At 63.7% G+C, this 14180-nt stretch carries 15 protein-coding genes; 9 read left to right on the forward strand and 6 right to left on the reverse strand.

Annotated features, from left to right (window positions below; translation table 11 throughout):
* The first annotated feature begins 13 nt into the window (after positions 1-13).
* Positions 14-1987, forward strand: coding sequence for a DEAD/DEAH box helicase (locus CH294_RS08385; RefSeq protein ID WP_249305156.1), 1974 nt, complete (start codon positions 14-16; stop codon positions 1985-1987).
* 93 nt (positions 1988-2080) lie between these two features.
* Positions 2081-2236: a DUF6131 family protein gene (locus tag CH294_RS27410; RefSeq protein ID WP_094608853.1), complete on the forward strand. Its 156-nt coding sequence runs from the start codon at positions 2081-2083 to the stop codon at positions 2234-2236.
* A 261-nt stretch (positions 2237-2497) separates the two neighbouring features.
* Here CH294_RS27410 and CH294_RS27415 read toward each other — a convergent pair whose 3' ends face one another.
* Positions 2498-2659 carry a hypothetical protein gene (locus CH294_RS27415; RefSeq protein WP_155289226.1) on the reverse strand — a complete coding sequence of 54 codons (162 nt, stop codon included), beginning with the start codon at positions 2657-2659 and terminating at the stop codon, positions 2498-2500.
* Positions 2660-2669: 10 nt separating this feature from the next.
* On the opposite strand from CH294_RS27415, the gene CH294_RS08395 reads away from it, so the two are divergent.
* Positions 2670-3416, forward strand: a complete 747-nt coding sequence (locus CH294_RS08395; protein ID WP_032402193.1) for a GTP pyrophosphokinase family protein — start codon at positions 2670-2672, stop codon at positions 3414-3416.
* A gap of 69 nt (positions 3417-3485) precedes the next feature.
* On the opposite strand, the gene CH294_RS08400 is transcribed toward CH294_RS08395, so the two are convergent.
* A complete protein-coding gene (locus CH294_RS08400; protein ID WP_249305158.1) occupies positions 3486-5105 on the reverse strand; it encodes an MFS transporter in 1620 nt (539 codons plus the stop codon).
* Between the two features lie 81 nt (positions 5106-5186).
* Here CH294_RS08400 and CH294_RS08405 point away from each other — a divergent pair, with 81 nt between their 5' ends.
* Positions 5187-5753: a TetR family transcriptional regulator gene (locus CH294_RS08405; RefSeq protein WP_032402259.1), complete on the forward strand. Its 567-nt coding sequence runs from the start codon at positions 5187-5189 to the stop codon at positions 5751-5753.
* A gap of 162 nt (positions 5754-5915) precedes the next feature.
* On the opposite strand, the gene CH294_RS08410 is transcribed toward CH294_RS08405, so the two are convergent.
* The 3 genes from CH294_RS08410 to CH294_RS08420 form a co-directional block, all read right to left on the reverse strand.
* Positions 5916-6938 (reverse strand): NAD-dependent epimerase/dehydratase family protein, encoded by a 1023-nt coding sequence (locus CH294_RS08410; protein ID WP_094737627.1) that lies wholly within the window; start codon positions 6936-6938, stop codon positions 5916-5918.
* A 112-nt stretch (positions 6939-7050) separates the two neighbouring features.
* The gene (locus CH294_RS08415) at positions 7051-7884 is read right to left on the reverse strand and encodes a DUF72 domain-containing protein (protein WP_094737628.1); all 834 of its coding nucleotides are present in this window, start codon (positions 7882-7884) and stop codon (positions 7051-7053) included.
* A gap of 236 nt (positions 7885-8120) precedes the next feature.
* Entirely contained in the window at positions 8121-8702 is a 582-nt protein-coding gene (locus CH294_RS08420) for a TetR/AcrR family transcriptional regulator (RefSeq protein WP_249305160.1), read from the reverse strand.
* 50 nt (positions 8703-8752) lie between these two features.
* Between CH294_RS08420 and CH294_RS08425 the strand changes: the two genes are divergently transcribed.
* The 3 genes from CH294_RS08425 (at position 8753) to CH294_RS08435 (ending at position 12055) form a co-directional block, all read left to right on the forward strand.
* A complete protein-coding gene (locus tag CH294_RS08425; protein WP_094737629.1) occupies positions 8753-9220 on the forward strand; it encodes a group II truncated hemoglobin in 468 nt (155 codons plus the stop codon).
* Between the two features lie 142 nt (positions 9221-9362).
* Positions 9363-10907 (forward strand): metallophosphoesterase, encoded by a 1545-nt coding sequence (locus CH294_RS08430; protein WP_094737630.1) that lies wholly within the window; start codon positions 9363-9365, stop codon positions 10905-10907.
* A 38-nt stretch (positions 10908-10945) separates the two neighbouring features.
* A complete protein-coding gene (locus tag CH294_RS08435; RefSeq protein ID WP_094737631.1) occupies positions 10946-12055 on the forward strand; it encodes a trypsin-like peptidase domain-containing protein in 1110 nt (369 codons plus the stop codon).
* A 36-nt stretch (positions 12056-12091) separates the two neighbouring features.
* Here CH294_RS08435 and CH294_RS08440 read toward each other — a convergent pair whose 3' ends face one another.
* On the reverse strand, positions 12092-12469 hold the full coding sequence (locus CH294_RS08440) for a VOC family protein (RefSeq protein WP_094737632.1): 378 nt from the start codon (positions 12467-12469) through the stop codon (positions 12092-12094).
* A gap of 59 nt (positions 12470-12528) precedes the next feature.
* Here CH294_RS08440 and CH294_RS08445 point away from each other — a divergent pair, with 59 nt between their 5' ends.
* Both CH294_RS08445 and CH294_RS08450 read left to right on the forward strand, forming a co-directional pair.
* Positions 12529-13506, forward strand: coding sequence for an LLM class F420-dependent oxidoreductase (locus CH294_RS08445; protein ID WP_170944645.1), 978 nt, complete (start codon positions 12529-12531; stop codon positions 13504-13506).
* Positions 13507-13571: 65 nt separating this feature from the next.
* A complete protein-coding gene (locus tag CH294_RS08450) occupies positions 13572-14180 on the forward strand; it encodes an AIM24 family protein (protein WP_032402204.1) in 609 nt (202 codons plus the stop codon).

The raw sequence follows: 14180 nt of genomic DNA on the forward strand, positions 1-14180 counted from the left end.
CAGACTGGATCCGATGCCACCTCGTAGACGCACAGCCCGATCCACCACTGCCCGCACCGTCAAGGCCGGGCAGAGCAGTGCCGCGCGAAAGTTCGCGGCCGCGAAGAACGGCGAGCCCGCCGCTGCACAGAAGAAAGCTGCCCCGAAGAAGGCCGCTGCTCCGAAAAAAGCAGCACCGCGCAAGAGAGCAGCCCCGCGCAAGACCTCACCCCGCAAGTCGGCCGCACCCGATCTGCGGGTTCCCGATCCCGGCGAGCGCGTCTGGGTACTGGACGTGCCGTTCGAGGATCGATCGGCAGCGGGTGCAGCCGGGGCACGGTGGTATCCCGGGCCTCGGGTGTTCGCGTACTACGGCATCGAGTTGCCCGAGTATCTGCAGCCCTACGAGTCGACGCCGTACAGCCTGCAGCGGTGGCTCGAGGACGATGCCAACGATGTGTGGCGCGACGAGATGGTTCGGCAGCGGGCGATGCAGCCCCGAGCAACTCAACTCGAATCCGTACGACGCCATCTCGCCGCGCTCGACGCGGGATTCCCGTACTTCGCGCAGATGGATTCGACGGGTCTGGGCAAAACGTTGGCAGTGTGCGAGGCCGTTCGGCAGATGTCGGCGGCCGAGATCGGGACCGTACTGGTGGTTGCGCCCAAGGGCGCGTTACCGGGATGGCGTCGCACCATCGCCGACAGCGAGGCCGACATCGAGCCGTCCGATCGCAAGCGCTGGCTGCTGATCACCTATCAGTCGACGAAGAAGCTGCTGTCGGTTCCGCCCGAGACCGATCTGGGCAAACGTAAACGGACACAGAACAAACGGACCATCTCGCTCGGTGAGCTGCGATTCGACATCGATGTGGTGATCGCGGACGAATCGCACGCGCTGATGAACATCGAATCCCAGCAGTCGCAGATCCTCTGGCGGTACCAGGAGGCGGCCCGCTCGGTGGTGTGGATGTCTGCGACGCCCGGCTATCAGCCGCTGCACTTCGCGTACATGGCTCGCGCGGTCGAGCGCAGCCGCGGGGTCGAGATCCTGGGTGACGACGAATATCTCGGTTATGCGGTGACGATGAAGTGGGCGGAGTTCCTCATCGAGTCCGGGTTCTCCGTCAAGGCAGGCAAGGCCACGACCGGTTTGACCACGTGGCGGTGGGAGCCGGAGGACGCGTCGAAACGGGCCCGCGACATTGCGTCGGTGCACGGTTGGTTGTCGGGAGGTGCCGTGCCGTGGTCTATTTCGCGGCCGTCGCCGCCGACTCCGCGGGAACCACTCGGTCAGGAACTCACCGCAGCGCAGAAGCGGCTGTACAACGCCGCGTGGGTGGACTACCGCAAGGAGGTGGGCCTGCCGAACTGGAAAGCCGTCGGTGGAAAGCGAGTGCTGCAGAAGAACCCCAGTACCCGGGCCGCGACGCTGCGATTTCGCCAGAAGTGTTCGTATCTGCGCATTCCCGCGTCGGCTGACCAGGTGCGGACGTGGGTCAAGGCCGGCAACCAGGTGTTCGTCTCGATGTTCTACCGAGAGTCGGTCGCGGCACTGGCGCAGACTCTGCGGGACGAGGGACTCGACGTTGCAGTGGTCGACGGCAGCATGAGCAGCCCCGAGCAGGAGGCGTCGATCAGACGCTTCCAGACCGGAGCCGCGTCGGTCATCATCTCGACCACCACCAGCGCAATCAACCTGCACACCAACGAGTTACTGCTCCCCGAAGGGGAGGTGTCCACTCTCGCCCCGCGCGTGACGCTGATCCACGATCCTCGGTGGACACCCATCGACATCAGACAGATCGAGGGCCGCGCCAACCGCATCGACAAGGACCACAACCACACGACGTCGACCTGTTACTACGGTTACGCCGAGGGCACCGTGGAAGAGGAAATGGTGCTCACCGGTATCGAACGTATCGCTGACCTGGGATCGATCGTCGGGCAGTCAGATCTGATCGACCCGGAGGCATTTCTCGCAGCGAAAGTGGATGCCGGAAAATAGCGACAATTGTGACCATTCCTCTATCTCGGTGGCGTAGCTTCGGTCCTATCGGCATCCGCCGGTACCGGGCTCACCCCAACTTCAGGAGTGGTCATGATCGTTCTCGGAATTATCCTCGCCCTCATCGGCTATTTCGCCGGCATTTCAATTCTGACGACTGTCGGCATCATCTTGGTGGTCGTCGGCGCAGTTCTGACGGTGCTCGGTTCGATGGGGCGCGCAGTCGGTGGCCGTAAAACATGGTTCTGACTGCGCGTTAGAACATATGTTCGATTTCTGCTAGTGTGAATGCGCCCCCGGAGTTGGCGACGCAGCCAGCCGAGCCACTTCGGGCGGTCCATATCGAGCGGTAGACATTGTCGAAGGCGGTTGCGCGCGATGGCATCCGGCGAGCGCGATACCGACCCGGTTGCCGGATCGCTCTACCGCGTCGGCGATCGGTGGGCCGAACGAGCACCTACCCACTGCACCAACGGCCACCCACTCGTCGCCGGCTCGGTGCTGGTGGGCTCACGTGCGTGCTCGTGCGAGAGAGGGCATCACCGCACGCATCAATGTCAGAGCTGTGGTCTCGTGCGTTTCACCCCGGAACTCGGTCCGACGTGCAGTGATGCCAGCTTCGATTCCCGCGCCGCGCGCGCTCGGCCCGCCGTCGTGGACAATCGTGGTCATGAGCGAGGTCATGAAGAACGGTGAGACTGCGGTCGACCTGGGTCGACTGAGACAAGATTTCACGCGATTCATGATGAGCTACAAGTTCGGGATCGACGAGCTGATCACGAAGATCAACATCTTGAAGCAGGAATTCACCCACATCCACCGATACAGCCCCATCGAGCACGTCTCGTCGAGGCTCAAGACACCCGAGAGCATCTTCGACAAGGCTCAGCGGAAAAAGTGCGCGCTGACGCTCGACGCCATTCGCGAGAACATCCTCGACGTTGCCGGTGTCCGCATCACCTGCAGCTTCATTTCCGACACGTACCGCATCGCGGACATGCTCAGCAGTCAGACCGACATTCGAGTCGTCGAGGTCAAGGACTACATCGCGAACCCGAAAGCCAACGGCTACAAGAGTTTGCACCTCATCGTCGAAATCCCGGTCTTCATGTCCGACCGCGTCCAACCGGTACTGGTCGAGCTGCAGATCCGCACGATTGCCATGGACTTCTGGGCGAGCCTCGAGCACAAGATCTTCTACAAGTACCGCGGAGAGATTCCGCCCACTCTGCAGGCCGAACTGGCCGAGGCCGCCGAGAGCGCGAACAAGCTCGACGAGAAGATGGAAAGACTGCACGACGAGGTGACGGAGCTGAACGGCGATGCGGACAACTCCATCACCCTCGGTTCGTTGCCTCCGATGGCCGTGCCGCCGGAGTTGTTGCACATGCTGCTCACCGCGCAGGCCGACGCAATCGACCCGGACTGAGCGCACGCCTTCGAAGAAGACAACCCCGCTGCTCGACGGGTGAGCAGCGGGGCCTGTGTCCAGCGAGAGCTATCCGATATGCACCGGGGTGTCGCCGACGGGCAGGTCGTCCTTCTTCGCTCGGACGAGTCCCAGCACCACCGGGCACACCAGCGCGACCAGAATCGCGGCAGTTCCGAAGGCCCAGGCGTAGCCGGAGACCTCGGCCGCGAACGCGTGGTCGATGGTGGCGAGCACGAAGTTGCGGATCGGCTCCGGCAGCGAGGCCAGTACTTCGGCGCTCGGGATCTCCTGGCCCGCGAGAGCTTCCGCAGGAACTCCGGCGGGCGGAGTCGGTGCCGGGTTGTCGGCCAGGTACGAGCTCTTGGACGAGGTGTAGACCGTGGTGAACACTGCCGCGCCGAGAGCGCCACCGACCTGCAGCGTGGCGTTGATCAGCGCAGATGCGGCACCCGCGTCGTGATCGGCGACCCCGATGAGCGCGACGTTCTGCATCGGCACCATCAGCAGGCCGAGACCGAGACCGAGCAGCACGACGCCGGGCAGCACGTGCGTCCAGTACGAGGTGTCGACGCCGATCTGCGTCAGCAGGAGCAGGCCGATCGCCGAGACGACGGGACCGACGGCCATCATCGGCTTGGGTCCGATCTTCGGCACGAGTGCGGACGCGAGCGCTGCGGTGATCAGGATTCCGCCGGTCATCGGGAGTGACGCGACACCCGCGATCACCGGGCTCATCTCGAGCACGATCTGGAAGTAGAACGTGAGGTACAACGTGCCTCCGAGCAGGGCAGCACCGATGACGGCCGAGCCGATGTACGCGGCACCGCGGTCACGGTCGAGCAGCACGCTCAACGGCAGCAACGGGTTGGCGGACTTGGATTCGACCACGACGAACGCGGCCAGCAGAGCCAGGCCCAACGCGATGAACGAGATGGTGGGTACCGTCGCCCAACCGTTTTCGGCTTCGGTGAAGCCGTAGACCAGCGATGCCAGACCCAGAGCGACGAGGATCGCGCCGGGCAGGTCGTAGCGGGTGTCTCCGTGTGCCTTGCTCTCTTTCACCAGCGGCACTGCTGCGGCGATGGCGATCACTGCGACCGGGATGTTGACCAGAAGGCACCAGCGCCAGTTCGCGTACTCGGTGAGCACGCCGCCGAGAAGCAGACCGACGGCTGCGCCGCCGCCGGCGATCGCGCCGAAGACACCGAACGCTTTGGCGCGCTCCTTGGTGTCGGTGAAGGTGACGGTCAGGATGGCCAGTGCTGCAGGTGCGAGCAGTGCAGCGAAAACACCCTGGCCGGCGCGTGCGATGAACAGCTGCCAGCCTTCCTGGGCAAGTCCACCGATGGCGGAGGCAACGGCGAAGCCTGCCATGCCGACGATGAACGAGCGCTTGCGTCCCCAGTAGTCCGCAATGCGACCGCCGAGCAACAGCAACGCACCGAATGCCAGAGCGTAGGCGGTGATGACCCAGGTGCGGCTGGTGTCACTGATGCCCAGGTCTATCTGCGCCTGCGGTAGCGCGATGTTGACGATGGTGCCGTCCAGCACGATCGTGAGCTGCGTGATGGCGACGATGCACAGCACCAGCCATCGGCGCTCGTAGTTCGGATTCAGATCCGGCGCTTCGCGCTCGGAGTGCTGCGACATGTTTCTACCCCACTCGTACTCGTTGATTCTGGGCACGAAAAATGTCCCGATCAGAAAGGTAAGCCACTCGGCACCGACTGTCAAACGAACTAGTTGGTTGGGGGTATGGTGGCCGCCATGAAACCTGACGCCAGCGCGACCCGCGCCCGCATCGTCGCCGCCGCCCGTGGCGAGTTCTCGGTGCACGGACTGGCCGGAGCTCGAGTCGATCGCATCGCGGTTGCGGCCAAGGCCAGCAAGGAGCGCCTGTACGCATACTTCGGCGACAAAGAAGCCCTGTTCCGCGCTGTGGTCGAGGACGGGTTCGCGCGGTTCATCGAAGAAGTACCTTTCTCCATCGACGACCTCGGCGGGTATGCAGCACGCGAATACCTGCATCTCGCAGCACATCCCGAAGAACACCGCCTACTTCTGTGGACCCAGCTCCAGGGCGGTATGGCAGCATCGGGCACCGACGACATCCACTCGGTCATCGCAGAGCGACGCAACGCCATGGCCGCCGCCCAACGAGACGGACTGATCTCCGACGCCTTCACCGTCGACGACCTGATCACCATGATGTTCGGCATCACCTCGGCCTGGATGACCGCGCCGAGCAGAGCCTGCGAATCCGCCGACGACGCCGAGATTCAGCGCAGGGCGTCGAAAATCGAGGCCGCCGTGCGACGACTCTGCACTCCGTAGTCTTGTCTACCGATCTCTAGCGCTGTTGCAAGAGTCTCGAATATCGGGGTAGCTGCCGCGTTCCCCGCAAATGCGCGCGCGTTTGTCAGATGCGAGCGAATTCGATACCGATCTCGCAGCTATTCCGAACGCGTCTGACGATTCCGCGCGCGTCTGTCGAGTTCACCGACCCTCTGCGCGCCCCACGTCCGCGAGAATTGCCGCCTCACGGTCGGCGGAGAGTCCGACAGGCGGCCGGTCGCGTCTCGTCGACGCCTCACCGTTCACTGACTGCAGCCAGGTCCACGTGTCTGCGACGGTCTCCTGGATCGGCCGTGCCCGAAGCCCCTGGGCGAATGCCTTCGACACGTCGGACGCGTGCAACGAATCATGATCTGCGCCAGGCGGAATCCAGATCGGTAGCTCCGTCCACGGCTGAACTCCGGCAGCACTGAGGACGTCCGGTTCCACCCAACGCAGGCGAGCATCGGACCGTGTCGCGGCAACACAGGCCTGCAGAACCTCGCGCATCGTTGCATGCCCGGGCCGACTCACCACGTCGTACGGACCCCCGAGCCCACGGGCAGCCGCGTCCAGAGCCCAGCCGACAAGATCGCGCGCGTCGATGTACTGCAGTGCCAGGTCGGCCGGACCGGGCGCGAGTACATCCCCGGCACGCCCATTCTGGTCACTCCGCAGGCTCCGCTCCTGCCCAATTCTGTTCAGCCACCATGGAAGTCGGCCGATATTCTCGTACGGTCCCAGGATCAATCCGGCCCGGACCAGCAAGGCTCGAACACCGAATGCCGTGACGGCGGCCTGCTCAGCACCGAGCTTGCATCGCGCGTAGTCATCGCCAGGCCCTTGTACCGTCGGCCAGGTCTCGGTCGCACCTGCTCCAGGCGCGTCGTACACCGATCGGCTCGACACATAGACGTAGCTGCGCACTCGACCGGTGAGCGCAGAAGCCGACTGCGCCACTACACCGGGCTCCCACGACCACGTATCGAAGACTATGTCCCAGTTACCTTCTCGAACCGAATCCAGTCCGTCGGCCGCGCGTCTGTCACCGCGGAGCTGCGTGACCCGAGGATCGGACACCGTCGTGCCACGATTGAGCACGGTGACGTCCCATCCGAGGGCGAGGGCATGCTCGACGGCCGTTCGCCCAACGAAGTCGCTGCCGCCTAGAACCAGTAGCTTCATGAATCCAGTGTGCCGGTGAATGGGTCTTCGTCGCTGCCGGAACATGCTTCGGAGCGCTGCTCACAGCAGAGCCGCACCTCCAATATTGGAAAAAGGCTAGAGAACGAAATACTTACCTACCGATGCGCTCGATGAGCCTCATGGCGTCGAAGGGTGCGTAGCCCTTGATGTCGTTGTCGAAGTACACGTAGACGTCCCGTCCCGTCGACGTCCAGTCCGCAATCTTCTGGGCCCATCGATCGAGGGCCTCATCGGTGTAGCCGCTGGCATACAGTTCCTCGTCGCCGTGCAGTCGGGCATACATGAAATCCGCTGTCGGAGTGTCGATGTACGGGTACTTGCCGGCGGTATCGGCAACCACGATCGCAATATCGCTGCGCCGCAACAACTCCACCGCTTCGTCGGAGGCGAAGCTTGCATGCCTGGCTTCGACACAGTGCCGAAGTGGCCGAGACGACGCAGCAGGCAACAACACTCGATCCTCCGCCAACTTGTCGTCCCGTGATTCCGCCAGAGCCACTGCAGCTGAGACCGTTCGAGGCAACAGGGCACAGAAGTCCGCCACCTTCTGCGCATCGAATTCGAGGTTCGGCGGGAGTTGCCACAGGAAGGGCCCGAGCTTGTCTCCCAGAGTCAACACACCGGTGGCGAAGAAGTTCGCCAGAGCCGAATCGACGCCGACGAGCCGCTTGATGTGCGTGACGTATCGACCCCCCTTGATGGAGAAGACGAAATCGTCGGGGGTTTCGTCGTGCCACTTGGTGAAGCTCGACGGCTTCTGCATCGCATAGAAGGTGCCGTTGATCTCGATCGACGTCAGGTGCTCGGACGCGTACCCGAGCTCCTTGCGATGCGCCAAACCCGCCGGATAGAAATCTCCCCGCCACGGCGCGTACGTCCAACCGGAGATGCCGATCAGAACTCGGGGTCGACGCTGCGCGGGCATGAGCAGACTCTAGTCGTGGACTTTCACGCCAACATTTCCGATGAGTACGAGTATGTGGCGGGAGGAATACTCGCCCGTCGACGTTTCCGACAGCCTGACGGCGTTCGACGACCGGTCCATCTCGGTCGAACCGGACGGTTCGTTCGCACCGCATTTCGGGCGGCCGTCCGATCTATCAACCACCTCACGCTCGGTGAAGGATCGTCGATATTCGACTGCAGGCAAGATGCTGCTTCCTAGCGCCGGTCGCCTCCAGCCGCGCGCCAGATCACCGCGGCCGTTCGCTCTGGCCAGCGCTCCGGAATGGGGTCTCCGGCGAGGGCCCGTCCGTAGAACGAGCCGGTCGCCATCGGAACGATGATCTCGAGGTCCGCGTCGACCGGAATCGCCCCTTCGCGCTGACCGCGTTCGAGGATGTCTCGAATACGTCGCCTCCGTGGGGCGACGACGCCTACGGCGTACCGGTCACGAACATCCTCGTCGGTTCCCTCCTGCAACATCGTCCCGACCAGAGCCATTCGGCCGGGGCGCGAGACGCCCGATCTGAAGTCGGTGAGTTCGCGGACCAGCGCTTCGAACGGCTCGGCGTCGTCGAGTTCGGGTGGTGCCACCTCGGCGACGGCGGTGACGGCTGCTTCCGCGAGCGCGGCCTTCGTCGCCCATCGGCGGTAGATGGCTTGCCGGGTGGTGCCGGCGTCGGACGCCACGCGCTGAACAGACAAAGCGTCGTATCCCGATTCGGCCAGCTGTCGAGCGGCGACGGCAAGAACACGGTCGTCGATCGTTGTATCGCGCAAACGGCCCGTCTTGCTCACCATGATGGGCAACATACCTTGTCAATACAATACTGTTGTGTATTGTATTGACGATGGCAGATCCGACGCTCTACGACTGGGCCGGTGGAGACGCTGCGTTCCGGCGGCTGCTCGACGCGTTCTACGACCACGTCGAGCGAGACCCGTTGCTGTCGCCGATGTTTCCCGGTGGCGTGAGCGAAGATCACCGCGCTCACGTGACCCTATGGTGGGCCGAGGTATTCGGCGGACCTGATCGCTACACCACCGAGCTGGGTGGGTACCACCGCATGCTCGCCCACCACATCGACCTGGGAATCACAGCCTTGCAGCGTCGCCGATTCGTGGAGTTGATGTCGATCGCGGCGGACGACGCCGAGCTACCCGACGATCCCGAGTTTCGCTCGGCATTCATGGCGTACGTGGAATGGGGAACGCGACTGGCGTTCTCCAACCCTCAGCCGAACGCCGAGCTGGTGGCCGACGCACCCGTCCCTCGCTGGGGCTGGGGCGTCGCGCCGCCCTGGAATCCTGGCAGTTGACTGGTCGCGAATCCCTATCCGGGTGTCCCCACAACGATCGCGTGGTTCTTCGTCGGACTCGTCGTTTTCGATCCGCTCACGGCGGTGCTCCTCGTCATCGCGACTCCGCGGCTCTGGCGCTGGTATCGGTAACCTCGATGACATGAAGCGCCCATCGGCATTCGGCTCCCTGGCGCTGGCCTGTGTTCTGCTCGCCCTCACCGGCGCCGACGCGGGAGCCGAGCGTCGCGATCAGCCGGCACCTCGCCAGGCCGCTGCGGTACCTGGCGTCGGGTTGACGACGGTTCCCGCAGCGATCACCACGTCGATGGTGGCGGGGATCGCCGCAGAATCGGATCCGACGACGCACGCGGTCGGTGTCGAATCGTCGAGCACCGAAATGCAGACTTCCGGGTGGGACGAGTATCCGTACCTTCGCTACACCGTTTCGGTGGTGCCGGGGACCGAAAGAACGACGCTCACCTGGTCCGGTCGATCGGTCAACACCAATGACCTCGCGCTGCATGTATGGGACGAAGCGACGGCCGATTGGGGTCCGCCGCTCGCGGCAGCGGAGCCTGCGACTCCCGGTGGACTAATCGAACTCAGCGCCGACGTAGCCAGTGAGAGCGGCACTGTCGAGGTTCTCGTCATCGACAGTCCCCGAGCGGATCGCTCGTTCGCCGAGACCAACGCCAGCCCCGACCGGGCTTTCGCGGACGCCGACACCTACGACTTCGCGCTCCAACACATCACCGACACCCAGTACATCTCTCGCGACGACCCCGGTGTTTATTCGGACATGACGCAATGGACTGCCGACAACGCCGACGAGCTGAAGATCGACTACAGCATGCACACCGGCGACCTCATCCAGAGTTGGATCAGCCCCGGTCGACCGGATACCCAGGCCCGCAAGGAATTCGAGGCAGCCAGCGAGTCCATGAGCATCCTGGAAGACGCCGGCATCGCCCACGGCGTGCTGCCCGGCAACCACGACAACATCTGGAACGCGGCGGGCAAGTTGGTTCCCGGAGAGCACGAGAAGAATCACGCGCTCTACAACGAGTACTTCGGCCCACAGCGTTATCGCGATCAGCCGTACTGGGGCGGTTCCTTTACCGCCGAGGACAATTCGGCGCACTACGATCTGGTCGACATCGCCGGTGCAAAATTTCTCATGCTCTTCATCGGCTACAACCCACCCGAGAAGGTCATGCAGTGGGCAGAACGGGTACTCGACGATCACCCCGACCGCAACGTCGTCATCGGTACGCACTATTACCTCGACGAACTCGGCGAGAAGAAGTTGATGGGGTTCGGCGATATCGGATCGAGTTCGGGTCAACAGATCTGGAACCGACTGGTCGTACCCCACGAGTCGGTCTTCCTCGTCTTGTCCGGGCACGTGGACGGTCAGGTTGCCGTGGTCGACGAGAATGTCGGCGACACCGACCGCACCGTCGTGCAGTTGCTGGCCGATTACCAATACTTCGAGGTCGACGGCGAACGAAGTACCGGCTTTCAGCGTCTGCTCCAATTCGACGTCGACGGCGCGACGATGGCCGTCACGACACACTCACCGACGCTCGACGCTTTCGACGTCGAGAACTACGACATCAAGAACCGGTACGGACCCGAGGGCGGCGAGTTCGTCACCGATTTCACGTTGCGCGCCGACGTTCCACGGGCCGTGATCGTCAACTAGCTGGCACCTCCGACGCCACCGGACCATAATCGATTCCTATGCGGTCGGGTGGACGAGCGGTGGTTCTGACGCTGGTCGCTGCCGGTATGTGGCTGTTCGCGACGCCACCACTCGATCCCGGAACCACCGACTTCACTGCCGCGCCTGCACCCGTCCCACCAGTTGCTCCCGTCGTCGAACCGCCGCCACTGACTCTCGACGAGCTCTCGGCCCGGGTCGATCCAGCCGTCGTCACACTGTCGGCTTCCGCCGGTTTCTCCGGGGTCGCCGGTACCGGCTTCGTCGTCGCTCCCGACGGGATCGCGCTCACCAACTTCCACGTCGTGGAGTTCGCCACCGAGATCAGCGCGGTGAACATGGGCAACGGACTGACCTACGACGCCACCGTGCTGGGTTACGACAAATCTCGTGACGTCGCGGTCGTGCAGTTGATCACCGCGACCGACCTGCCAGTGGTCGAGTTGGCCCCGGACCCACTTCCCGACGTGGGTGATGCCGTCACCGCCATCGGAAATGCCTTGGGCGCAGGGGTATTGGTGCCGGCACCCGGCGCCGTGACCGCTATCGATCAACAGGTGCGCACCCGCAGCTCGGTGGACGGCTCACGGAACACGCTGGACAAGATGATTCGAGTCGATGCCGATGTGCGAGCAGGAGATTCGGGTGGACCGCTGTTCGACGCCTGGGGCAGGGTGGTGGGCGTGAACACCGCCGGGCTGTCGGACGACGCTCGCAACGGCACCGAGTTCGCACCGCCCCAGGCACCCGAGGCCTACGCCGTCCCCATCGGCGAGGCGGTTGCCGTGCTCGATCAAGTATTGGCCGGGCAGTCCGGCGGCACAGTGCATGTGGGTCCGACGCCGTACTTCGGAGTGTCGGTGCGTGATGTGTCTGTCTTCGAGAACAAGCCGGCGATGGGGGCGGCCGTCGTCTCGGTGAACTCCGATTCCCCGGCCGAGACTCTCGGCTTGTCGGCGGGAGACATCATCGTCTCGCTCGACGGAACGGACGTGCAGTCCTCGTCGGATCTGTCGGAGGCGCTCATCGGCCGCGTCCCCGGCGATACCGCCGTCGTGGAGTGGGTGAACGACGCAGGAGTGACCAATTCCGGGACAGTCGCTCTCGCCCAAGGAACCCCGACAGCTTGAGGCTCGTTCCGCAGGCTCCTTTCCCGAGTGCATAGATCAGCCCTGCACCACCGACAACACATTGCCCGCAGGATCGGTGAACCAGGCGATCAGCGGCCCACCGTGTCGGAAGATCCCCTTCTCGTCGGTCCCCATATCTGGATATTGTTGGAAAACAACGCCTTTCGCACTCAACACATCGACCGCGGCCTCGATGTCGACCACCGGGAAATTGAGGATGGTGTATTGCGCCGGCACGTGGCCGGGCCGGGGATAGACCAGTACCGTCGCTGCTCCCAGCTGCAGTTCGAGCATCCCCATCTCGTTGTCGGTCACCTCGAGACCGAGGGTGTCGGCGTAGAACCTGCGGGCTGCAGGCAGGTCGTCGACGGCGAATCCGGAGAACGGTGCTCGGGCCAGATCGATGGTTGTCATGGACGAATTATCGCGCTCTCCCACGTGCCGTGGGCCGATATCCGAGTAGCGTGGATCTCGTGACTATTCGCCTCGGTTACCAGATGCCCAACTTCAGCTACGACGGTTCGGTCGCAGAACTCTTTCCCCAGGTCATCGCGCAGGCGCGCGAGGCCGAAGCGGCCGGGTTCGACACCGCGTTCGTGATGGATCACTTCTACCAACTTCCCGGCATCGGCAAGCCTGACGAGCCGATGCTCGAGGCCTACTCCGCGCTGTCCGCCCTTGCGACGGCCACCGACACCATTCAGCTCTCCGCCTTGGTCACCGGGAACACCTACCGCAATCCGGCGATCCTGGCCAAGACCGTAACCACGCTCGACGTCGTCAGCGGCGGTCGCGCGATCCTCGGGATCGGAGCCGGCTGGTACGAACTCGAGCACCAGAGCTTCGGACTCGAATTCGGTACGTTCACCGATCGGTTCGAGCGTCTCGACGAGGCCCTGCAGATCATCGAGCCCATGCTGCGCGGTCAGCGTCCGACATTCGACGGCCTCTGGTATCAGGTCGAGAACGCGATGAACGAGCCCCGCATCCGCGACGATCTTCCGATCATGCTCGGCGGCGGTGGCGAGAAGAAGACGTTCGGCCTGGCCGCTCAGTTCGCCGATCACCTCAACATCATTTGCGACGCACAGGAATTGCCGCGCAAGATGGCAGCCGTTCAGGCTCGGTGCGAGGAAGTCGACCGCGACCCGAAGGACCTCGAAACGAGCTTCCTCGCGTTCGTCATCATCGACGAGGACGGCGACAAAGCCAAGGAGTTGCAGCGCGAGTTCGTGCTGAAGCAGGGCCTCGATCTGACGAACCTGTCCGAGGAGGACGCCGCGAAGGCCACCGATCGCCACTTCTGCGGAACCCCCGACGATGTCGCCGAGCAGGTGCAGAAGCGCGTCCTCGATAAGGGCATCGACGGCGTCATCATCAACCTGATCACCAACGGACACCAGCCAGGAGCCGTCGAGCTGGCAGGTAAGGCGTTGAAGCCTCTCGTCTGAATTTTCTCCAGCAGTAGCCGCGGGGGCGCGAGCAGTGGCATAGTTCCCCCGTGGCTCAGCTGAGGATGAACGGGCACCGTGTCTTGGTCGCAGACCTGACCGGCGACTCCCTGCGTGCGATGTCGGGTTCGATGGTGGCGTACGAGGGCGATGTCGCCTTCAAAAGCGCTGGGATGGGCGGTGGCGGAGGATTCCGCGCCGCGCTGAAACAGAAAGTGACCGGCGAGTCGCTGTCGTTGATGGACGTGTCCGGCAAGGGCACCGTGTACTTCGCCGTCGATGCCCAGGACATCACTCTCGTCGAGGTGCAAGGCGACACCCTCCACGTCGAATCGTCTCAATTGCTCGCTCTCACAGGTCAATTGAAGACCGATGTGAAGTTCTCCGGTCTTCGCGGCGCAACGTCGGGGCAGGGCTTGTTCACCACGGTGGTCAGCGGATCCGGCACCGTGGCGCTGTTGTCGAAGGGTGGGCCGATCATCGCCCTCGCCGTCGATCCGCAATACCCCCTCGTCGTCGATCCCGACGCGTTCGTCGCCCATCGCGGCCAGTTGAACCAGAGCTTCGTCACCGACGTCACGTGGCGCTCCGCCATCGGCGGCGGCAGCGGCGAGGCGTTCTCCCTCCGCTTCGACGGCCAGGGCGTCGTCTACATCCAACCCGAGGAGCGCTGA

Origin of the sequence: Rhodococcus sp. 14-2483-1-1 (assembly GCF_002259335.1) — a bacterium.
GTDB lineage: Bacteria > Actinomycetota > Actinomycetes > Mycobacteriales > Mycobacteriaceae > Rhodococcoides.

Coding starts and splice junctions, on each gene's coding strand:
- CH294_RS08435 (WP_094737631.1), top strand. CDS start 10,946: ATGCGGTCGGGTGGACGAGCGGTGGTTCTGACGCTGGTCGCTGCCGGT.
- CH294_RS08385 (WP_249305156.1), top strand. CDS start 14: ATGCCACCTCGTAGACGCACAGCCCGATCCACCACTGCCCGCACCGTC.
- CH294_RS27415 (WP_155289226.1), bottom strand. CDS start 2,659: ATGACCACGATTGTCCACGACGGCGGGCCGAGCGCGCGCGGCGCGGGA.
- CH294_RS27410 (WP_094608853.1), top strand. CDS start 2,081: ATGATCGTTCTCGGAATTATCCTCGCCCTCATCGGCTATTTCGCCGGC.
- CH294_RS08415 (WP_094737628.1), bottom strand. CDS start 7,884: ATGCCCGCGCAGCGTCGACCCCGAGTTCTGATCGGCATCTCCGGTTGG.
- CH294_RS08430 (WP_094737630.1), top strand. CDS start 9,363: ATGAAGCGCCCATCGGCATTCGGCTCCCTGGCGCTGGCCTGTGTTCTG.
- CH294_RS08405 (WP_032402259.1), top strand. CDS start 5,187: ATGAAACCTGACGCCAGCGCGACCCGCGCCCGCATCGTCGCCGCCGCC.
- CH294_RS08450 (WP_032402204.1), top strand. CDS start 13,572: ATGAACGGGCACCGTGTCTTGGTCGCAGACCTGACCGGCGACTCCCTG.
- CH294_RS08420 (WP_249305160.1), bottom strand. CDS start 8,702: ATGGTGAGCAAGACGGGCCGTTTGCGCGATACAACGATCGACGACCGT.
- CH294_RS08410 (WP_094737627.1), bottom strand. CDS start 6,938: ATGAAGCTACTGGTTCTAGGCGGCAGCGACTTCGTTGGGCGAACGGCC.
- CH294_RS08425 (WP_094737629.1), top strand. CDS start 8,753: ATGGCAGATCCGACGCTCTACGACTGGGCCGGTGGAGACGCTGCGTTC.
- CH294_RS08395 (WP_032402193.1), top strand. CDS start 2,670: ATGAAGAACGGTGAGACTGCGGTCGACCTGGGTCGACTGAGACAAGAT.
- CH294_RS08440 (WP_094737632.1), bottom strand. CDS start 12,469: ATGACAACCATCGATCTGGCCCGAGCACCGTTCTCCGGATTCGCCGTC.